The organism is Pseudolabrys taiwanensis, assembly GCF_003367395.1.
Lineage (GTDB): Bacteria > Pseudomonadota > Alphaproteobacteria > Rhizobiales > Xanthobacteraceae > Pseudolabrys > Pseudolabrys taiwanensis.
The window spans coordinates 2,861,500-2,882,113 of the sequence record NZ_CP031417.1 but is presented as its reverse complement, the minus strand read 5'-3'; the positions used below and the strand labels follow the sequence as shown (position 1 = coordinate 2,882,113).

The 20,614-nt window shown below is 64.9% G+C and carries 17 protein-coding genes; 12 read left to right on the top strand and 5 right to left on the bottom strand.

What is annotated here, in order from left to right; all coding sequences use genetic code 11:
• Positions 1-4: 4 nt before the first annotated feature.
• Positions 5-1,468, top strand: a complete 1,464-nt coding sequence (locus tag DW352_RS13765; RefSeq protein WP_115691861.1) for a DUF2079 domain-containing protein — start codon at positions 5-7, stop codon at positions 1,466-1,468.
• 70 nt (positions 1,469-1,538) lie between these two features.
• Here DW352_RS13765 and DW352_RS13760 read toward each other — a convergent pair whose 3' ends face one another.
• Entirely contained in the window at positions 1,539-2,516 is a 978-nt protein-coding gene (locus DW352_RS13760) for a glycosyltransferase family 2 protein (protein WP_115691860.1), read from the bottom strand.
• Positions 2,517-2,804: 288 nt separating this feature from the next.
• On the opposite strand from DW352_RS13760, the gene DW352_RS13755 reads away from it, so the two are divergent.
• The 4 genes from DW352_RS13755 to DW352_RS13740 all read left to right on the top strand — a co-directional run bounded on the left by DW352_RS13755 (position 2,805) and on the right by DW352_RS13740 (position 7,869).
• Positions 2,805-3,329, top strand: a complete 525-nt coding sequence (locus tag DW352_RS13755) for a tripartite tricarboxylate transporter TctB family protein (RefSeq protein WP_162826952.1) — start codon at positions 2,805-2,807, stop codon at positions 3,327-3,329.
• Positions 3,330-4,862, top strand: a complete 1,533-nt coding sequence (locus DW352_RS13750; protein ID WP_115691858.1) for a tripartite tricarboxylate transporter permease — start codon at positions 3,330-3,332, stop codon at positions 4,860-4,862.
• A gap of 236 nt (positions 4,863-5,098) precedes the next feature.
• Positions 5,099-7,246 carry a hybrid sensor histidine kinase/response regulator gene (locus DW352_RS13745; RefSeq protein ID WP_115691857.1) on the top strand — a complete coding sequence of 716 codons (2,148 nt, stop codon included), beginning with the start codon at positions 5,099-5,101 and terminating at the stop codon, positions 7,244-7,246.
• 152 nt (positions 7,247-7,398) lie between these two features.
• Positions 7,399-7,869, top strand: a complete 471-nt coding sequence (locus DW352_RS13740; protein ID WP_162826951.1) for a DsrE family protein — start codon at positions 7,399-7,401, stop codon at positions 7,867-7,869.
• 6 nt (positions 7,870-7,875) lie between these two features.
• Here DW352_RS13740 and DW352_RS13735 read toward each other — a convergent pair whose 3' ends face one another.
• Entirely contained in the window at positions 7,876-8,409 is a 534-nt protein-coding gene (locus DW352_RS13735) for a hypothetical protein (RefSeq protein ID WP_115691855.1), read from the bottom strand.
• 83 nt (positions 8,410-8,492) lie between these two features.
• Positions 8,493-9,665: a CaiB/BaiF CoA transferase family protein gene (locus tag DW352_RS13730; protein ID WP_115691854.1), complete on the bottom strand. Its 1,173-nt coding sequence runs from the start codon at positions 9,663-9,665 to the stop codon at positions 8,493-8,495.
• 251 nt (positions 9,666-9,916) lie between these two features.
• Between DW352_RS13730 and dctP the strand changes: the two genes are divergently transcribed.
• From dctP to DW352_RS13710, 4 genes are all read left to right on the top strand, one after another.
• Positions 9,917-10,912 carry a TRAP transporter substrate-binding protein DctP gene (gene dctP, locus DW352_RS13725; protein WP_210209831.1) on the top strand — a complete coding sequence of 332 codons (996 nt, stop codon included), beginning with the start codon at positions 9,917-9,919 and terminating at the stop codon, positions 10,910-10,912.
• 87 nt (positions 10,913-10,999) lie between these two features.
• Positions 11,000-11,566: a TRAP transporter small permease subunit gene (locus DW352_RS13720; protein ID WP_115691853.1), complete on the top strand. Its 567-nt coding sequence runs from the start codon at positions 11,000-11,002 to the stop codon at positions 11,564-11,566.
• Complete coding sequence (locus DW352_RS13715; RefSeq protein WP_115691852.1) at positions 11,563-12,879, top strand: TRAP transporter large permease; 1,317 nt, start codon at positions 11,563-11,565, stop codon at positions 12,877-12,879. Before DW352_RS13720 ends, DW352_RS13715 begins: the two co-directional genes overlap by 4 nt.
• Before the next feature lie 45 nt (positions 12,880-12,924).
• Positions 12,925-14,286 (top strand): malonyl-CoA decarboxylase, encoded by a 1,362-nt coding sequence (locus DW352_RS13710; protein ID WP_115691851.1) that lies wholly within the window; start codon positions 12,925-12,927, stop codon positions 14,284-14,286.
• Between the two features lie 38 nt (positions 14,287-14,324).
• Here the strand turns inward: DW352_RS13710 and DW352_RS13705 are convergent, their stop codons facing one another.
• Complete coding sequence (locus DW352_RS13705; RefSeq protein WP_115691850.1) at positions 14,325-15,032, bottom strand: SDR family NAD(P)-dependent oxidoreductase; 708 nt, start codon at positions 15,030-15,032, stop codon at positions 14,325-14,327.
• A 102-nt stretch (positions 15,033-15,134) separates the two neighbouring features.
• Complete coding sequence (locus DW352_RS13700) at positions 15,135-16,001, bottom strand: type 1 glutamine amidotransferase (protein ID WP_115691849.1); 867 nt, start codon at positions 15,999-16,001, stop codon at positions 15,135-15,137.
• Between the two features lie 187 nt (positions 16,002-16,188).
• Here DW352_RS13700 and glpD point away from each other — a divergent pair, with 187 nt between their 5' ends.
• The 3 genes from glpD to DW352_RS13685 all read left to right on the top strand — a co-directional run bounded on the left by glpD (position 16,189) and on the right by DW352_RS13685 (position 20,592).
• A complete protein-coding gene (gene glpD, locus DW352_RS13695; RefSeq protein WP_115691848.1) occupies positions 16,189-17,688 on the top strand; it encodes a glycerol-3-phosphate dehydrogenase in 1,500 nt (499 codons plus the stop codon).
• Between the two features lie 58 nt (positions 17,689-17,746).
• Positions 17,747-19,237: a glycerol kinase GlpK gene (gene glpK, locus DW352_RS13690; protein ID WP_115691847.1), complete on the top strand. Its 1,491-nt coding sequence runs from the start codon at positions 17,747-17,749 to the stop codon at positions 19,235-19,237.
• A 263-nt stretch (positions 19,238-19,500) separates the two neighbouring features.
• On the top strand, positions 19,501-20,592 hold the full coding sequence (locus tag DW352_RS13685) for an ABC transporter ATP-binding protein (protein WP_115691846.1): 1,092 nt from the start codon (positions 19,501-19,503) through the stop codon (positions 20,590-20,592).
• Positions 20,593-20,614 lie beyond the last annotated feature (22 nt).

Below are 20,614 nucleotides of genomic sequence, written 5' to 3'. Positions count from 1 at the left end.
CGCTTTGACGCCGCAAGCTTTGACGCCGCAAGCCGACCGCCGCAGCACCTTCCTGTTCCTGTTCGGATTAGTCGTTCTCTACGCCGCGATCATGGCGGCGAAGTTCGCGCTATGGCGCGCCAATGTGCTGATGAACGACTGGGCTTTCTATAACAACTCGTTCTGGAACACGAACTTCCGCGACCTCTGGATGCTCAGCCACGACCGGCTGATCCAGTTCGGCTATCCGAGCTATCTCAACGAGCACTTCGCGCCGCTGCTGATGCTGCTCGCAGCGGTCTACGATGTTCTGCCGCAGACGCAAGGCGAGGCGATGTTGCTCTTGCTGCACGGCGGCTGCGTCATCGTCGCGGCGTTGTTCATTCACGCGACCGCGCTGCATCTGCTGCAGGACCGGCGGCTCGCGGCGCTCATCGCCTTCAGCTATGCGCTGAGCCCCGGCATCCTGTGGCCGACCATCAGCATCGTTTACGGCTTCCAGCCCGATTGCCTGCTGGCGCCGATGGCGGCCTGTGCCGGTTGGGCCTTGGCCACGCGGCGCGACGGCGTTTTCTATCTCGCGCTGCTGCTCGGCCTTGGCGTGAAGGAGAACGTCCCCGGCTACGGTGCGATCCTCGGCACATGCCTCGCGCTGTTCACATCGCGGCGCAAGCTGGGCCTGATCACGATCGCCATTTCGCTCGCTGTCTTCGTGATCGCGTCGAAGGGCGTGCCGCTGATTACCGGCGTCGAGAACCGCAATGTCGGCCGCGTATGGACCTTCGTCAACGACGTGCTGCATCTCAATCCGCACTTTGATTACACGCTGCCGGAGATCGCCATCGGCGTCGGCTACAGCCTGGCCTTTCTGCCGGCGCTGGCCGTGTGGCCGTTCCTGGCGATGCTCGGCCCCGACCTGTTGCTGATCGGACAAGTGCCGTACGCCAAGCTCGTCACCTGGCACGTGATGCTGCCGGTGACTGTGCTCGGTGTCTGCGCGACCTTCGGCACGCTGCGGATCGCGCGGCCGGAGCTGATGCGGCGCTACTGGACGGCGGTGTTGTGCGTCAGTCTGATCGCGGGGCCGGCGACGATCTACCTCTCGTATTCACGCTATATCGCGCTCGCGAGCGTGGTCGACCGGGCCGCGGTGGCGCAGGCTATCGCGCTTATTCCGAAGGACGCCGGCGTCGCCGTTACCAGCGATCTCGAACAGTATTTCGCGCGCCGCGCGATTGTGTCGTCGCGGCCCGACGTGCTCAACACGGCTGCGCATGAGTTCACCTATGCCGCCGTCAATCGCAACGCGCTGACGCCGGCGCGCCGCGACGGACCGCTCGCCTTTGTGACGCGGCAGGACGCGTGCCTGGTCGCGCTCGCCGAACGCGTCGCGCAAGCCGGTGGCGCGGTGATGGACGCGGGGGGCATTCTCGTCGTGAAGTTCTCGCGGATGCCGCCGGGCTGTGTGATGGGCGGGACGGAGCGGTAAGACTTAAGAAGACACAGCGTATGTGGTCCCCGCCTTCGCGGGGACGACCGACAAAGGCAGCGGGCGACATTTAACCGTTGTCGCTTTTCGTACCTGTCTCTTTCTCGACGATGTAACGCGGGCGGGACTTCGCCTCGAAATAGATCTTGCCGACATATTCGCCGATCACGGCCAGCGCGAAGGTCTGGAACGCGGCGATGAGCAGGAACAGCAGCATCACCGACGTCCAGCCCTGCACGGTGTGTCCGGCGAGCCAGGTCCAGAATACCCACACGCTCATGCCGAGGAAGATGAAGAACAGGATCACGCCGAGCAGCGCGATCAGCCGGATCGGCCTGACCGACAGCGAGGTGATGCCGTCGATGGCGAGCCGCAGCATCTTCTGCAGCGTGTATTTCGTCTCGCCGTGCAGCCGCGGCAGCCGCTCGAACTCGACGACCGCGGTTTTATAGCCGAGTTGCATCACCAGCCCGCGCAGGAACACGTGCACTTCGCCGTACTGCGATAGCGCCCGCAGTGCCCGGTCGCTCATCAGGCGGAAATCGGCGTGATGCGGGATGATGTCGGCGCCGAGCCAATTGAGGATTCGGTAATAGAGTCCGGCCGTGCCGCGTTTGAACAGGCTGTCGCTCGACCGCTCCTTGCGCACCGCGAAGACGATCTCGGCCGGGTCGCGGCGGAAGTGCTCGATCATCCTGGCGATGATCGAGACGTCGTCCTGCAGGTCGGCGTCGAGAGAGATGGTCGCGTCGGCCTTGCCGATCTGGGTGAGCAGCCCGGCGAGCAGCGCGTTCTGATGGCCGACATTGCGCGAGAGCTTGAGGCCCTGCACCCGGCCGGGATGCGCCTGGGACGCCTCCTCGATCAGAGACCAGGTGCGGTCGTGGCTGCCATCGTCGACGAGCAGGATGTAGCTCGCCGCCGCGATGTTCTGCCCGGCGACCAGACTGTCGATGTCCGTGATGAGCCGCGCCAGTGTGTGCGGCAGCACGGCCTCCTCATTGTAGCACGGAACAATGAAGGCGATGGTCGGGGGCGTGGCTGTCATGGCGGCGGGTTCTAGCAATTTGGCGCGATCGAACGAGGCTTCCGGCGGTCGTGCAACGCAAAATTTGGTCCTGCTCCCAATTTTTTTATCCGTAAATGTGCGCCCTATACTTTAGTTCATATCACCTGGCTAAGCGGTTTGAAAATAAAAGCATCGCTGCGTGCGCTTAGTAGTACCTCCCTGCGCGCGGCGCGCGAAAGCGGCGTTGATCGCGCGGCACATAGCATTGATTGTGCGTTCTCACGGCACTAATGCTCGCTTTAATCGCGTCCTGCGTGAAGAAAATTTGTGGTTGGGAGAACGGCCCTGCGTTCTGAATCAAAGCACGGTTCTGCCTCGGATCTGGTCGCGAACCTTATTCGCAAGCGCGACTTCTATGCCGGCGGCTTGATGATCCTGTTTGGCCTTGTAATGGCCTTGAAAGGTCCGAGCTATCGGCTCGGGACCTTGATGCATATGGGACCGGGATTTCTGCCGACGGTGCTCGGCGTCATCCTGATCGGTCTCGGCATTGCCATCGCCTGCACGGCGCTGGCGGCTGGCGAAGGCGAGGACGAAGACATTCTGCCCGAGAACCCGGAATGGTTCGCTTGGGGCTGCATTCTGGTCTCGCCGCTGGCCTTCATGTTGTTCGGCAGCTACGGCGGGCTCGCGCCCGCGACCTTCGCTTGCGTGTTTGTCGCCGCGATGGGTGACCGCAGTATGACGTGGAAGCAGGCGGTCGTGCTGTCTCTGATCATTACCGTGTTCGGCGTGGGACTCTTTCACTACATACTGCAGATCCCGATGCCCGTGCTTGAATGGAGAGGCTAAGTGATCGGTACGGCGCTCACAGATCTCTGGTATGGCTTCGGCGTTGCGCTCGAGCCGCACAACATCGTCTGGTGTTTCGTTGGCGTGCTGGTCGGCAACATGGTCGGCGTGTTGCCGGGCATGGGTCCGCTCGCGACCATTTCGATTCTTCTGCCGCTGACCTTCGGCATTAAGCCGGTCGGCGCCATCCTGATGCTCGCCGGCGTCATGTACGGCGCGCAGTACGGCGGCGCCATCTGCTCGATTCTGCTCAATCTGCCGTGTCACCCACCGCATGCGGTGACGTGTCTCGACGGCTTCCCGATGACCAAGCAGGGGCGCGGCGGCGCCGCCCTCGGCGCCACGGTCTTCGCGTCCTTCGTCGGCGCGTCGTGGGGCATCACCGAGATGATCTTCCTCGCGCCCGTCTTGGTGCGGGTGGCGATGGAGTTCGGCCCCGCGGAGATCTGTTCGCTGATGCTGCTCGGCTTGCTCGCCGGTTCGACGCTGGCGCGCGGGTCGCCGCTCAAGGGCGTGGCGATGACCGTGCTCGGCCTGATGCTCGGCATCGTCGGCACCGACATCGAGACCGGCGCCGAGCGCTTCACTTTCGGCATGACCCATCTCGACGACGGCATCGAACTGATCGCGCTCGCGCTCGGTCTGTTCGGCATCGGCGAGTTCATGAACAGCGTCAACCAGGTGTCGACGGTCAACGCCAAGTACGCCAAGGTCGGCCTGAAGGACATGCGGCCGTCGAAGGAGGAAATGAAGCGCACGATCGCGCCGATGTTCCGCGGCACGTTGATCGGCAGCTTGTGCTCGCTCATCCCTGGCACCGGCCCGACCATCGCTTCCTTCGTCGCCTACGCGACCGAAAAGAAGATATCCAAGACACCGGAGAAGTTCGGCACCGGCATGATCGAAGGCGTGGTGTGCCCCGAGGCGTCCACCCACTCGTCGGTGCAGGGCGACTTCATCCCGACCATGAGCCTCGGCATTCCCGGCGACGCCGTGATGGCGCTGCTGCTCGGCGCGCTGATGATTCAGGGTATCGTCCCGGGTCCGCAGCTCATCAAGGAGCATCCGGATATCTTCTGGGGCTTGGTGGCCAGCTTCTGGATCGGCAACATCATGCTGGTCATCCTCAACGTGCCGCTGATCGGCGTGTGGGTGAAGCTGCTGACGATCCCGTACAAGTATCTCTACTCCAGCGCGATGTTCTTCGTGTGCATCGGCGTCTATGCCGCCAACAACGACATGTTCCAGGTGGGCGAGACGGCGGTCATCGGCGCGTTGGGCTACGTGTTGCTGCGCCTCGGCTTCCACCCGGCGCCGATCCTGCTCGGCTTCGTGCTCGGACCGCGGTTCGAGGAGAACTTCCGCCGCGCCATGCTCATCTCGCGTGGCGACCTCGGGGTGTTCGTCGAGCGACCCATCTCCGCGGTGTTCGTGTTCCTGTGCGTGCTGCTGATCGGTCTGCAGATCTACGTCCGCATCCGGGGGCCCAAGAAGCCGCTGGTGCCGGTTCTCGAGACGCAAGGCGCAGAGTGACCTTAATGCGCGGCGGGGCTTAAGGCCCTGCCGCGCGTTACATGCCCGTCACCCGGCGGCCACGAAAAAACCGCCAACGTCCCTAACATCAGCGACGCAAAGTTCCACCTGCAGCGCGGCAGTGCTGTGGGTTCGATTCTTTTTTGTCTCAATTCAGTTCCATCGCTCGGATGAGTTGTCCTTGAGTCTCCCAAGGATGGGGCGATATCGTCGTTGCAGGGGGTCTGCCGCCGCTCATGTTGTCCGCGCGCAACGCAGCCATAAGACTGCTCAAGTTCATGATGGCGGCATCGCTGGTGCTGCCGGCGCTGTTGTTCGCGTTCACGGCCTGGGTGAGCCACACCAACATCGAGCGCGTCACCGACGAACGCATCGACCGGTCGCTCGACATCCTGCACGAGCACGCTCTCAAGGTGTTGCAGACGATCGAGCGCTCCTTCGCGGAGGTGGACGAGATCGTCCGCGGCATGTCCGACGACGATGTCCGCATCAACGAGAGCATGCTGCACGATCGCCTCAAGCACATCGTCGAGGCGCTGCCGCAGCTCCAGGACATTATGATCGTCGATCGCGACGGACATCCGCTGGTGATGTCGAACCGCTATCCGGCGCCGCGCGACCGCGACTATTCCGATCGCGAGTACTTCAAGGTGCCGCAGAACGGCGCGACGGGAACCTATGTGAGCCGAATTCAAGCGCCGGGGACGAACGGGACGATCGGCCCGTTCTTCGCGCTGTCGCGGCCGCGGCCGTCGGATGACGGCGCGTTCAACGGCATTATGGTGGTCTCGGTGCTGCCGAGCTATTTCGAAGGCTTCTATGCCCGGATGAGCACGGGCGAGGGCAACTATTTCGCCCTGGCGCGGGATGACGGGAGTTTCCTCGCGCGTTATCCGGTGCTCCAGAATCGCGGCGTGGCGCTCGATCCCAACAGTCGTTTGCGCCAGGGCATCGGGCAGGGCGAGGACCGCAAGATCTACACGACCGAATCCCAGCTGGACCATGTCGAGCGCAGGATCGGCTACCGGAAACTCAGCGGCTTTCCGCTGTATGTGCTGGCCGGCGTCGAATCCTCGGCGATTACCGGCGAATGGCTGCGCTACATGACCAGCCATCTGACCTTCGGCCTGCCGCTGACGGCCTTCCTTTATGCCGGTCTCGCGCTGGCGCTCGGCCGTACGCGCCGGCTCTACGACGAAGCCGACCGCCGTGAGATGGCAGAGGGCGCCTTGCGGCAGGCACAGCGTCTGGAGGCCATTGGCCAGTTGACCGGCGGCGTCGCGCACGACTTCAACAACCTGCTGATGATCATCAGCGGCAGTGTGCAGCGGCTGCGCAATGAGCTCACGGACAGCAAACATACCCGTCTGCTCGACATGATCGTGACGGCCACCCAGCGTGGTGAAACGCTGACGCGCCAGTTGCTCACCTATTCGCGTCAGCAGACGTTGACGCCGGAGGTGGTGGATCTATCGCAGCGTCTGCCGGTCCTGCGCGAACTGCTGACGCGCTCGCTGCGCACCGACATTGAAATCAAGGTCGACGTGCCGGACGGCGTATGCGCTACGCGCGTCGATCCGGGCGAGTTCGAGCTGGCGATCCTCAATCTCGCGGTCAACGCCAAGGACGCGATGACGACCGGCGGCACCTTGTCCATTCGCGCCAAGCCCGTGACGCTGAAGGGCGAGGCGAGCGAGGAGGGCTTGTCGGGCGACTTCGTCGCGATCCGCGTCGCCGACACCGGGCATGGCATTCCGGCGGACATCCTGCCGCGTGTTTTCGAACCGTTCTTCACGACAAAGGAAGTCGGCAAAGGCACCGGGCTCGGCCTCAGCCAGGTCTACGGCTTTGCCAAGCAGTCGGGCGGCACCGCCACGGTATCGAGCGTCGAAGGGCGCGGCACCACCATCACGCTCTATCTGCCGCGCAGCGCGGAGGCGCCGGAGGACGAGGTCGTGGCGGCGCCGGCGCAAGCGCCGACGGGCACGTCCGGCACGGTGCTGCTGGTCGAAGATAATGCCGACGTCGCCGATGTGGGTGCCGGCTATCTCCGCCAACTGGGCTATCGCGTGCGCAGCGTCGCCAACGGTCAAGCTGCGATCGCGGCGCTCAGGCTCGATGCCGATGTCGATCTCGTATTTTCCGACATCCTCATGCCGGGCGGCATGAACGGACTGGAGCTCGCGCGCGAGATCAATCACCGGTTCCCGGGAATCCCGGTATTGCTCGCCACCGGCTACAGCGCCAGCGCGCAGGACGCGGTGCACCAAGGCTTCGTCGTCTTGCAAAAGCCCTACGATCTCGAAAGTCTGCGCCGCCATATCCACGAGGCGATGGAAGGCATCAGAGCGCGCGACCGATCGTTCGTCGCCAGGGCCTCCTGAGAGTCGATTGTTCCTTCCTGCTGCGCGTCGTAACAAGCCGCATCACGGGGGACACGACGTGACCGTCGCATTCCGGATCGATTGGCGCGCCGCTTTTCGGGCCGGCATGAAACATGTCAGCATGGCGCGCCGGCTCGACGGGAGAGTACGTCATGCGAAAATCGATCGTTTTCATGTGCGGGCTTGCGCTCGGCTTTGCGCTTGCCTTTGCCATGCCGCCCGGGCGGGCGCACGATGCGGATCAACTCGCGGCGAGCGCGCCGCAGAAGAATCCGCTGTTCATCAACATGACGACGGGCGATAGCTGGCGCGGCTGGATGGGCCTGCATTTCGCCCACGCGACGCTGAAGATGGGGCATCCGGTCGCGGTGTTTCTCAACCTCGATGCCGTCACGCTCGCATCGATGAAGGGCGAGCAGGAGAAGAAGCCGTCGATGCAGCGCATCCCGCGTGACATCATCGCCGACTTCATCCGCGATGGCGGCGTCGTGCTGATGTGCGGGCCGTGCATGGCCGAGTTCGGGCTGAAGCTGGAAGACCTCGTGCCCGGCGTGCAGATGGGTAAGCCCGGCTTCACCCAGGGTTTCATCTTCGCCGAGAATGCCCGCACGTTGACCTGGTGAGGCGCTCTAGTTCGGCTTCGCCGCGTCGCAGAGCTTGCGGTCGGCGCGGGGCAGAATGAACACGCGATCGTCGGTGCCGGGCCCGCCGAACTCGCCGAAATCCTTTGCGCCCTCGGTGTGGATGTCCGAGGACGGACCGCCCGTGATTTCGAGCCGCAGGGCCTCACCGCGTGGATAAAGGTTGAACGTGCCGCCGTCAGCCTCAAGGTAGCATTCGAAGTGATCGCCGGCTTGGTTGCAGACCAGCGCCTGACCATACCATTCGCGCGAGCGCTTCAGCATGAAGCCGATCCCGGCCTGGAAATTGGCCGCGCTGTTCTTGGCCGGCGGGTCGGAGCGCTCGTTGACGTCGAAGTCGATCTCGATGCGCCGCACCTGCTGCTTCGGATGCGCCTTGAGATGCGCGTCGTCGTAGGTGCGCGCGTAGCAGGGTTTGCCGGCGGCGGCGCCGGCAAAGTAGCGCGTGTAGAGATCGTCGGCCGCCGTCGCCGGCGTGCCAATGGCAGCCGTCAGCATCAGGGCTAGGGTGCGCAGCCGCATCGGCGCCTCCTTGTGATCGACGAAGGCCGTTATGACGCGCCGACGCGGGCCGGCATTGACGTAGGTCAGGTCGCGACCGGTCCTTACGCCTCCCCGATCTCCTTGAGGATGTCGTCCGTGTGCTGGCCGAGCAGCGGCGCGGGATTTTCGCTCGCCGCGCGCCAGCCGTCGAAGACGATGGGCGTGCGCACGCCCGGAATCTTGCCGGCCTTGGCCGCGTCGCTCGGCAATTCGAGCTTCATGCCGCGATGCACGACCTGCGGATCGTTGAACACCTGCTCGAGATTGTTGATCGGCCCGGCCGGCACGCCCTGCGCCTCGAGCTTCGCGAGAAGGTCATCGCGCTTCATGCGCGCGGTCAATTCGGACAACTTGCCGATGACCACTTCGCGGTGCTTCATGCGGCCGACGTTATCTTTGTACTCCGGGTTCTGCGCGAGCTCGGGCGCCCCGAGCACGTTGCAGAATTTGACGTACTGGCTGTCGTTGCCGGTGGCGACGATGGCGTAGCCGTCGGCGGTCGGGAAGACCTGATACGGCACGATGTTGGCGTGGGCGTTGCCGATGCGCTTGGGGATGTTGCCCGACACGAGATAATTCAGCGCCTGGTTCGACAGCACGCCGACGGTGGAGTCGACCAGCGCCGTATCGACGTAGCAGCCTTTGCCGCTTTTCTCGCGCGCCTGCAGCGCGGCGAGGATGCCGACGGTCGAATAAACGCCGGTGAAAATGTCGGAGACGGGAATGCCGATGCGGGTGGGCTCGCCGTCCGGCGTGCCGGTGAGGTCCATGAGCCCGGCCATGCCCTGCGCCATCAGGTCGTAGCCGGCGCGTTTGGCATAGGGGCCGTCCTGGCCGAAGCCGGTGACCGAGCAGTAGATCAGCCGCGGGCACTCGTCCTTCAGGCTCTTGTAGTCGAGGCCGAACTTGGCGAGGCCGCCGACCTTGAAGTTCTCGATCAGCACATCCGACTTGGCGGCGAGCTTGCGGACGATGCGGCGCCCCTCGTCGCTTTCGAAATCGAGTTCGATCGAGCGCTTGCCGCGGTTGGCGGCATGGAAATACGCCGAGCCGATGTGCTTGCCGTCCTTGCCCTCGACGAAGGGCGGACCCCAGCCGCGGGTATCGTCACCGGCGCCTTTGCGCTCCACCTTGATGACGTCGGCGCCGAGGTCGGCGAGCAATTGTCCCGCCCAGGGACCGGCCAGGATGCGGGCAAGTTCGAGAACGCGGAGGCCCGCCAGCGGCTTTTCCATATCGAGAAAACTCCATCTAGGAAACGCCGAAGCCCCGGCGCGGCCGGTTTATAAAACCTCGTTCCGGCCCTGACCAGAGCGGCGAAAATTCATTCTCGCCATGGGCTTGCGGGCGAAACCTGGCGATTTCGCATGGCACAATGACAGATCGGCCGCTAAGGTGGCCTCAAGTGCGCGAAATCCGCTATCTTGCCGTGACCTGCAATTGCGGCTGGCAACGGCATAAAAAAATCATCGGTAGGAAACACGACATGAAGGTACTGACCAAGCTTCTCCTCGGCACGCTCGCTGCGGCCGCGCTGACCGTCTCGGCCCAAGCGCAGGTGACGCTCCGGGCTTCGCACCAATTCCCGGGCGGCAAGGGGGACGTCCGCGACGACATGGTGCAGATGCTCGCCAAGGAGATGGCGGCGTCCAATCTCGGCGTCACGGTGCAGGTCTATCCCGGCGCCTCGCTGTTCAAGCCCAACGACCAGTGGAACGCCACCGCCAACGGCCAGCTCGACATCACCTTGTTCCCGCTCGACTACGCGAGCGGCAAGGTGCCGGTGTTCTCGGCGACGCTGATGCCGGGTCTGATCCGCAGCCAGGAGCGCGCCAAGCGCATCAACAAGTCGCAGTTCATGAAGGACGTGCGCGCAGAGATCGAGAAGCGCGGCGTGATCGTGCTGTCGGATGCGTGGTTCGCCGGCGGCGTCGCGTCCAAAGGTGGCTGCATCGTCAAGCCGGACGACATGAAGGGGCGTAAATTCCGCGCCGCCGGTCCGACCTTCGCCGGCATGTGGGAAGCCGCCGGCGCGAGCATCGTCTCGCCGCCGTCGAACGAAATCTACAATGCGTTCCAGACCGGCGTCGTGAACGGTACCGACACCAGCCTGTCGACCTTCAACTCCATGCGTCTTTATGAAGTCGCCGACTGCCTGACGGCGCCGGGCGATAACGCGCTCTGGTTCATGTACCAGCCGATGTTGATGTCGAAGAAGAGCTTCGACAAGCTCAACAAGCAGCAGCAGGACGCGATCCTCGCCGCCGGCAAGAAGGCCGAGGCCTATTTCGAAAGCAAGGCCGACGCCATCAACCAGGAAGCGATCAAGGCCTTCGAGGACCACAAGGCTAAGGTGGTGTCGCTGAGCGATGCCGACTACGCCGCCTGGCTCGAAGTGGCGAAGAAGACGGCTTACGCCGAGTTCGCCAAGGCCGTGCCGAACGGTCAGAAGCTGATCGACGAAGCCCTCGCGGTGAAATAGCGCCACGCGGCGCGGCCGGTGGCGCGTGCCGCCGGCCGCGGCCTGATGCCTATTGCCGGTCTCTCCAACGACCTCGGAATCATTCCTATGGACGGCTTTATTAGCGCGGTGACCTTCGTGTCCCGCGTCGCGGGAGTGGTGGGCGCGTTCTTCATCGCCGCCGCCGTGCTGATCATCTGCGACATGGTGATCGAACGCTATATCTTCAATCTCACCACCATCTGGCAGATCGATGCGGTGACGTATCTGACGATCGCCGCCACCTTCATCAGCAGTCCCTACGTGCTGATGACGCGCGGCCACGTCAACGTCGACATCCTGCCGCTGCATCTCAAGCCGCGGGCGCGCTATGTGCTCGCGCTGGTGACGAGCTTCATCGCGCTGGCTTTCTGCGTGACGCTGTTTGTCCTGTGCGCCGCCTATTGGTACGAGGCCTATTCCGAGCGCTGGCTCTCCAACACGGTCTGGCGCGCGCGGCTGTGGATCCCGCTTCTGTCGATGCCGGTCGGGCTTTTCCTGCTGGTGCTGCAATACATCGTCGACATTTACTGCGTGATGACCGGACGGACGTCGCCGTTCGGCATTTCCGCCCGGCAGGACGCCGAGGATGTCGCCCGCGAACAGGCGCGTGAAGCCCTGGGAGGTGCGCCATGAGCCCCGCCGCACAAGGCTCCATCGTCCTTATCATTACGCTGCTGATGCTGGTGTCGGGGATTCCCGTCGCGTTCGGCCTCGGCGCCATCGCGCTCGCCTTCCTCGTCATCTATCAGGGCTTCGACGCCTTGCACGTCGCGGCGGAGACGTTGTGGTCCGGTCTCGACGATTTCACGCTCGTCGCCATCCCGATGTTCGTGATGATGGGTGCCGCGATCGGCTCCTCGCCGGCCGGCAAGGATCTCTACGAGGCGCTCGAGCGTTGGCTCTACCGGGTGCCGGGCGGACTCGTCGTCTCGAACCTCGGCGCCTGCGCCATCTTCGCGGCGCTCACCGGCTCGTCGCCGGCCTGCTGCGCCGCCATCGGCAAGATGGGCATTCCGGAGATGCGCAAGCGCGGTTATCCGGACGATGTGGCAACAGGATCGATCTGCGCCGGTGGCACGCTCGGCATCCTCATCCCGCCGTCACTGACGTTCATTCTGTACGGCATCGCCACCGAAACCTCGATCGGACGGCTGTTCATCGCCGGCATCATGCCGGGCCTGCTGCTGACGACGATGTTCATGGCGTGGAGCATCTTCAAAATCTGGCGCAGCGGCTTCCGCGCGCATGCGCCGGACTTCCGCTACTCGTGGAAGCAGAAGTTCGAATCGATACCGAAGATCGCGCCGTTCCTCTTCATCATTGCCGGCGTCATGTACGCGCTCTACGGCGGCATCGCGACTCCGTCCGAGGCGGCCGGCGTCGGTGCGGCGCTTTGCCTGATCCTGGCGATCGCCATCTACCGGCTTTGGAAGCCGGACCAGATCTGGCACATCCTGCGCGACACCATGCGCGAGTCGGTGATGATCCTGACCATCATCGCGACCGCGGTGTTGTTCGGCTACATGCTGACGTCGCTGTATCTCACCCAGACGTTGGCGCAGGGCATCGCCGATTTGCACGCCAATAAGTGGGTGCTGATGCTGCTCATCAACCTGTTCTTGTTGGTGTGCGGCTTCTTCATCCCGCCGGCGGCGATCATCTTGATGACCTCGCCGATCCTGCTGCCCATCATCACGGCGGCCGGCTTCGATCCGGTCTGGTTCGGCGTAATCCTCACGATCAACATGGAGATTGGGCTCATCCACCCGCCGGTAGGGCTCAATATCTACATCGTCAACGCGATCGCGCCGGATGTTCCGCTCGCGAAAGTGATGTGGGGGACGCTGCCATACGTCGTCTGCATGATGCTGGCGATCGTGATCTTGTGTATATTCCCCGAAATCGCGACATGGCTCCCTAACCACCTGATGGGGCCAGGCAAATAGTGGGCGACCGTTACTCTCGGTCCGCCGCGGCCGCAGGGGCATCGGATGAACACTTCGTTTTTCGGCGAATTGCTGCAAACCATCTCCGACCGCGGGCGGGCCCTTCTCGCCCGTGGGGACCGGCGGACCGATGCCTCGGCCCGCTCCGAAAGCCTTGTGGAACTTTGCGAGGACCTGCTGTCCGGGCGCGGCGAGGCCTCCGGCGTCGCACTGGCCCGGGAAATCCTGGGCCGCTACGCCGAGCTGACCACCGGGCCGCGCATCGCGTTTTTCGAGGCGCTGGCCCGGCGCTTCGGCACCGACCCGGCCCGGGTCGATAAGGCCATCGCGGCCTGGCAAGCCAAGCCGTCCGATGCGACGGCCGCTGACCTGCACGTGGCCTCTGAACCTCGCCGGCAGGAGCTGTTCCGCCGCCTCAATCTGGCGCCCGGCGGCACCGCCTCGCTGGTGCGCATGCGCGAGCAGCTCATGGATGTGCTGGCGCATCGCGACGACCTCAAGTCGATCGACGAAGATTTCGTGCATCTGTTCACGTCGTGGTTCAACCGCGGCTTCCTGGTGCTGCGACATATCGACTGGTCGACGCCGGCGCTGATCCTGGAAAAGATCATCCGATACGAGGCCGTGCACGAGATCCATGATTGGGAGGATCTGCGCCGCCGCATCGATCCGCCGGACCGGCGCTGCTACGCCTTCTTCCACCCGGCGCTCAACGATGAGCCGCTGATCTTCGTCGAGGTGGCGCTCACGCGTGAGATTCCGCCTGGTATTGGGCCGATCCTCGCGACCACGCGCGAGACCGTCGAACCGGACAAGATGCGCACGGCGGTGTTCTATTCGATCTCCAACTGTCAGCGCGGCCTCGCCGGCGTGTCCTTCGGCAACTTCCTCATCAAGCAGGTGGTCGAGGAAGTCAGCCGCGAGATGCCGAAGCTGAACACGTTTGTCACCTTGTCGCCGGTGACGAGCTTCGCCTCGTGGCTCAAGCGCGAGCGCGCGGCGGAGAGCTCGATCGCGCTCAGCGAGGCCGACAAGACGGCGCTCGCCGCGCTCGATACGCCGGGCTGGTGGCAGGACGCCGAGAAGGCGGAAGCGCTCAAGGAGCCGATGATGCGCGCGGCGGCGTATTACTACGTGCGCGCCAAGAACGGCCGCGGCGCGCCGCTCGACGCGGTGGCGCGTTTCCATCTCGGCAATGGCGCGCGTCTCGAGCGCATCAACTATCTCGCCGATACGTCCGATAAGGCGATGAAGCAGGCGCACGGCTTCATGGTCAACTATCTCTACGTGCTCGACGACATCGAAAAGAACCACGAAGCCTATGCCGAAGGCCGCACCGTCGTCGCCTCGAACCAGGTGCAGCGCCTCGTGCGGCCGTCGCTCGAACTGGTGCCCGTGGCGGGATAGCTTCTTTCTAACCCTCCCCCTTGTGGGGAGGGTGAAAATCACACCTTCCCATACACCGGCACGACGGCGCCGCGGGTCACCTTGTTCTCAGGCGAGGCGAGGAACAGGATCGTCGCCGCGACTTCCTCGACCTTCGGCCATGCGTTGAAATCCGCCTGCGGCATCGCCGCGCGATTGGCGCCGGTGTCCATGATCGACGGCGCCACCGCATTGACGAGGATGCCCTCGCGCACGACCTCTTCCGCCAAGGTTGTCGTCAGCGTCGCGACGCCCGACTTGGCGATGGTGTAAGCGGCCATGCCGGCGCCGCTGCGCCATTCCAGCGCCTGGCGCGAGGCCACGTTGACGACGCGGCCACCCTGCCGGCCGGCGCGCATGGCGTTGACGGCCGCACGGCAGCACAAGAAGCACGACACCAGATTGCCGTTGAGCTGCGTCATCAGCGCCGCCTTGTCGGTGTCGGCGACATTGCCCGGCGCGAAGCCGCCGGCAATGTGGATCGACGCCCAGAGCGGCGCCGCGCCGGGGCTGGCGTAAACACGCGCCACCTGCGTCTCGTCGGCGAGATCGCCGACGGCGATCATCGTGACGTTCGGATCGCCGCGATGCGCGAAGCGCTGCGCTTCCAGCTCGGCGCGGTAGGGCACGATGCAATGCGCGCCGCCGCGCAGGAGCCCGGCGACCACCGCAGCGCCGAGCGCGCCGGTGCCGCCGGTGACGACGACGTATTTGTTGGAGAAGTCCATGGCGTTACTCCGTCACGCCCGGCCTTGTGCCGGGCATCCACGTCCTGCTGGCGGAGAGCCTAAAGGCGTGGACGGCCGGGACAAGCTCGGACATGACGAATTTCAGCCTCGGCCGCGCTTCGCCCGGGTCGGCAGCACCTGGAATTCGATCCAGTTGGCGACCTCGCTGGTGCGCAGCTTCTTGTCGAGCACGTTGGTGCTGATGCCGTGCCGCCACGACAGGCGCTTGCAGGCCGGGTCCTTATCGAGCGTATCCAGCTCCTGCGAAAACGCTTTCACCTCGGTCTCGTCGCCAAAGAAGCCTTCGGCGATGAGACCCGTACCGATACGGCGAACGATGGCCGCGAGCTCCCGCAGCGGGTATTCCGGGTGATATTGTACCCCCCAGGCGACCGAACCGTTGGTGCGGATTTCGGCGCTCTGCACCGCCGAGACCGCATTCGAGGCGAGGATGGTGGTGCCGGGCGCCACGGTCTCGACCTCGTCGAGATGCACAGTGGGCGCGTTGAACACCTCGATCTTGCCGACATACATCGGATGCTTGCGGCCGGCGTCGGTGAGGCGGATGCCACGGCCGAAGCCGATCTCGCGGCCCTTGGGGTTGCGCCGCACCTGGCCGCCCGCAGCGACCGTGAGGACCTGCAAGCCCCAGCACGAGCCAAACAGCGGTGTGCCGGTCGAGAGGGCGGCGCGCACCAGATCGATCTGGCGCGTGACCTCCGGGCCGTCGTTGTAGACGTGCAAGCCCGAGCCGGTAATCGCGATGCCGTCATAGCCCTCGAGCGCCTGGCCTTGCGGCAGCGCTGCGGCGACGTCGCCGGGATAGCAGACATCGACGGCGGCCCCCGGAAGCAGTTCGCGCAGCAGGTCGCCATAGCCCTGGCTGGCGATGGTGCCGCCGACCGCCTTGTGTTCGGCCATGGTCTTGGGGGAGTTGCCTTCGATGACGAGCAGGCGCGGGGAGGGCATTACGGGTCCTTCGATCGGTCGTACGGGGCGCGAGCGCGCCGCACCGGAATGACAAGTTCGATATGGCCAGCTTAAGGCAAGTTTGCAATCTCGGCCGGATCTTGCTGCTTTAATCGACGTTAACACGCCTGCAGTAGAGTAAGTTTCAGCCGCGCCCTGCGGCCGCAATGAGGCAGTCCGCAAGGCCATGGCCGATTTCGACCTCGCCATCATCGGGGGCGGCATCAACGGCACCGGCATCGCCCGCGATGCCGCGGGCCGCGGCTTGCGCGTGCTGCTGGTCGAGATGAACGATCTCGGCAGCGGCACTTCCTCGGCCTCCTCCAAGCTGATCCATGGCGGCCTGCGTTATCTCGAGCACGGCGCGTTCCGTCTCGTGCGCGAAGCGCTCACCGAGCGCGAGGTATTGCTGCGCATGGCACCGCATGTGGTGCGGCCGATGCATTTCCTGTTGCCGCCGCTGCCGGGTCTGCGCGCGCCGCTCAAGCTCAGGCTCGGCCTGCTGCTCTACGACTGGCTCGGCGCGCGCAAACTGCTGCCGGCTTCGCGCACGGTCGATCTCACGCATCACGCTTACGGCCAGCCGCTGCAGCGCAAATTCTCCTACGGCTTCGAATACTCCGACTGTTCGGTCGACGATGCGCGGCTGGTGGTGCTGACCGCGGTCGATGCCGCCGCGCGCGGCGCCACCATCCGCACCCATGCCAAGCTGACGCGTGCCGAGCGCGGGCCTGAGCGCTGGAATCTGGTGCTCAATGTGCGCGGCCGGCGCGAGACGGCGACGGCGCGCGTTGTCGTTAATGCCGCCGGTCCCTGGATTGGCGAGGTGGCCGAGAACATCCTGCGTCAGCCGCTCAAGCGGCCGGCGCGGCTCGTCAAAGGCAGCCACATCGTGGTGCGGCGGCAGTTCCGGCACGACGCCGGCTACATCCTGCAGACGGCGGACAATCGCGTCGTTTTCGCGCTGCCCTTCGCGCAGGACTTCACGATGATCGGCACTACAGACATCCCGTTCGTCGGCGACGTCAACACGCCGGCGCCGGACGCCAAGGAAATCCTCTATCTCTGCGACGTGATGAACGAGTATTTCCGCGACAAGATCACGCCGGACGAACTAGTGTGGTCGTTCGCCGGCATCAGGCCGCTCTACGACGACGGCTCCAACAAACCGGAAGATGTCACGCGCGATTACACGCTCGTGCTCGACGAGACGGCGCGGCAGGCGCCGATGCTGACCATCTACGGCGGCAAGATCACCACCTATCGCCGGCTGGCCGAGACGGCGATGGAGAAGATCGGCCCGTTCTTCAAGACCGGGCCGGCCTGGACGGCGGGCTCCACGCTGCCGGGCGGCGGCTTTCCGCCGGATGACTTCGATGGCGTGGTGGCGGAGACCATCGCGCGCTGGCCCTTCGTGTCGGAGCCGCATGCGCGGCGCCTGGTGCGCGCTTACGGGCTGCGCATCGAACAGATCCTCGGCGAGGCGCAGAGCATGGACGATCTCGGCCCGCGCCTGACCGGCGATCTCACCGGCGCGGAGGTGCGTTATCTCGTCGAGCACGAATGGGCGGAAACCGCCGAGGACGTGCTGTGGCGCCGCACCAAGCTCGGCCTTCAGGCGACACCGGACGAGCGCATCTCCATCAATCAGTTCATCGTGTCTTTGAGCAAGCCGGCGGCGGGCTGAGACTGCGTCTATCCCTCTCCCCGGAAGAACGAGAGGGAAATAAAAAGGGGAAGCGCCATTGCCGACCGCACTCATTGCCATCGATCAGGGCACGACCTCGACGCGCGCGATCGCTTACGACGCCGCGCTACAGCCGCTCGCCACCGCGCAACAGGAGCTGCCGCAAATCTATCCCGCGTCCGGTCAGGTCGAGCACGACCCTGAGGACATCTGGCGGGCGACGGTGCAATGCGTGCGTGACGTCATGGCGAAAGCGTCGCTCGCCGCCAACGAAGTCGCCGGCATCGGTATCACCAATCAGCGCGAGACGACCGTCATCTGGGATCGCGCCAGCGGCCAGCCGGTTCATAACGCCATCGTCTGGCAGGACCGGCGCACGGCCGCCTATTGCGACACCTTGCGTGCCGGGGGCCACGAGCCGGAGATCACCGCCAAGACCGGGCTGCTGATCGATCCGTACTTCTCGGCCAGCAAGATCGCTTGGCTGCTCGAACACGTCCCCGGGGCGCGGGCTCGCGCCGAAGCGGGGCAGCTCGCCTTCGGCACCATCGACAGCTTCCTGCTGTGGCGGCTGACCGGCGGCAAGGTGCATGCGACCGATGCGACCAACGCCGCGCGCACCGGGCTGTTCGACATCGGTGCCGGGGCATGGGACGCCGATCTCTGCCGGCTCTATGACGTGCCGGCGGTGCTGTTGCCCGAGGTACGCGATTGCGCCGGCAAGTTCGGCGTCACCGACCTGTTCGGCGGCGCAATCCCGATCCTCGGCATCGCCGGCGATCAGCAGGCGGCGACCATCGGGCAGGGGTGCTTTACACCCGGCATGATGAAGTCGACCTACGGCACCGGCTGCTTCGCTCTGCTCAACACCGGCACGCAGTGTGTGGCCTCGCGCAGCCGGATGCTCACCACCATCGCCTATCAGCTCGACGGACGGCGCACTTATGCGCTCGAAGGCGCGATCTTCGTCGCCGGCGCGGCGGTGCAATGGCTGCGCGACGGCCTCAAGATCATCACCAGAGCGAGCGATTGCGATGCGCTCGCGGTGAAAGCCGACCCGGCCGAGCGGATCTATCTCGTGCCAGCCTTCGTCGGACTCGGCGCGCCGCATTGGGATGCGCAGGCGCGCGGTGCTCTCTACGGCCTGACGCGTAAGACCGGCGCGGCGGAGCTGGCGCGCGCGGCGCTGGAGGCGGTCGGCTACCAGACGCGCGATCTGCTCGATGCGATGAAAGCCGACTGGCCGGCGGCACAGGATGCCGCGACCGTGCTGCGCGTCGATGGCGGCATGACCGCGAGCGACGTCGCCATGCAGTTCCTGGCCGACATCCTGGCCAGTCCGGTCGACCGGCCGGTGCTGATGGAGACGACCGCGCTTGGCGCCGCCTATCTTGCCGGCCGCGCCGCGGGCCTGTGTCCCGATCTCGACGGCTTCGCCGCGCAATGGCGGCGCGAGCGGCGGTTCATGCCGGCCATGGCGGAAGACCTGCGCGCGCGCCAATACGCCGGCTGGCAGGACGCCGTGCGCCGCACGCTCTCGGTGCCTTGAAGCTGCTCTGGAATTGAGCGGCCACAATCTCCGTTCATTCCCGCGCAAGCGGGAATCCAGCGCTGGGTCCCCATCGCAAGTCGACTGTAGCCGACTTGCGCACTAAAAGTGGCAGACATCGAGTAAACTCGATGTCTGCGCGCGGGGACGAACGGAGGGCTACCAAGTTCAATGCCCTCTAGTTTTCCAGATGCGCGCATTGCCCGGTTGAGCGCCCGTGCGCGTCCCGCTAGCGTGCGCGCGGGTTAGGCTAGACGAGGGGCATGATGGCGGGTGGTGCCGCGGCGGATAAGCCGGCATTGGTGCGTTTCGAGGGCATCGTTAAGCGCTTCGGCGCGCTGACGGCCATCGATCACGTGTCGCTCGACATCGCCCAAGGCGAGTTCTTCGCGCTGCTGGGGCCATCGGGCTGCGGCAAGACCACGCTATTGCGTATGCTCGCCGGCTTCGAGACGCCGACCGAGGGGCGCATTCTGCTCGACGGCCAAGACATCAGCCGGACGCCGCCGCACAAGCGGCCGGTCAACATGATGTTCCAGAGCTATGCGCTGTTTCCGCATTTGACGGTCGAGGGCAACATCGGATTCGGCCTGCGCCAGGATAAAGTCGGAAGGGACGAGATTGCCGCACGGGTCGAGGCGATGCTGGCGCTGGTGCGGCTCACCGGCTACGGCAAACGCCGCATCGATCAGCTTTCCGGCGGTCAGCGTCAGCGCGTGGCGCTGGCCCGCGCGCTGATCAAGCAGCCACGCGTGCTGCTGCTCGACGAGCCGCTCGCCGCTCTCGACAAGAAGCTGCGGGCCGAAACCCAGTTCGAGTTGATGGAGCTGCAGCGCAAGCTCGGCACCACGTTCGTCATCGTCACCCACGACCAGGAAGAGGCGATGATCGTCGCCGATCGCATCGCGGTCATGGATCATGGCACTTTGTCCCAAGTGGCGACGCCGGAAGAAATCTACGAGCGGCCGAATTCGCGCTGGGTCGCCGATTTCATCGGCGAGGTGACGCTGATCGAGGGAACGCTGTCGCAGCCCGATATGCTGGCGACCGCGCTGGGGCCTTTGCGCGTCGCGCAGAACGCCGCCAAGGTCGGCGACAAAGTATGGCTCGCGCTGCGCCCGGAGAAGATCAGGCTGGGCAACGGCCGTGCGGCCGGCGAGACGTTCAATGCGCTCGGCGGCACCGTGCAGGAGATCGGCTATCGCGGCGACATGTCGGTTTACAAGGTGCGTCTCGGCGATAATTCCTCGATCAAAGTCGCCCTCGCCAACAGCGGCGGCCCGCCACCGTTTTCGGTCGGCGACGATGTATGGCTGTCCTGGCCGCCCTCGGCCGGCGTGGTGTTGGTGCGATGAGCGGGACAGGCACTCCGTCATG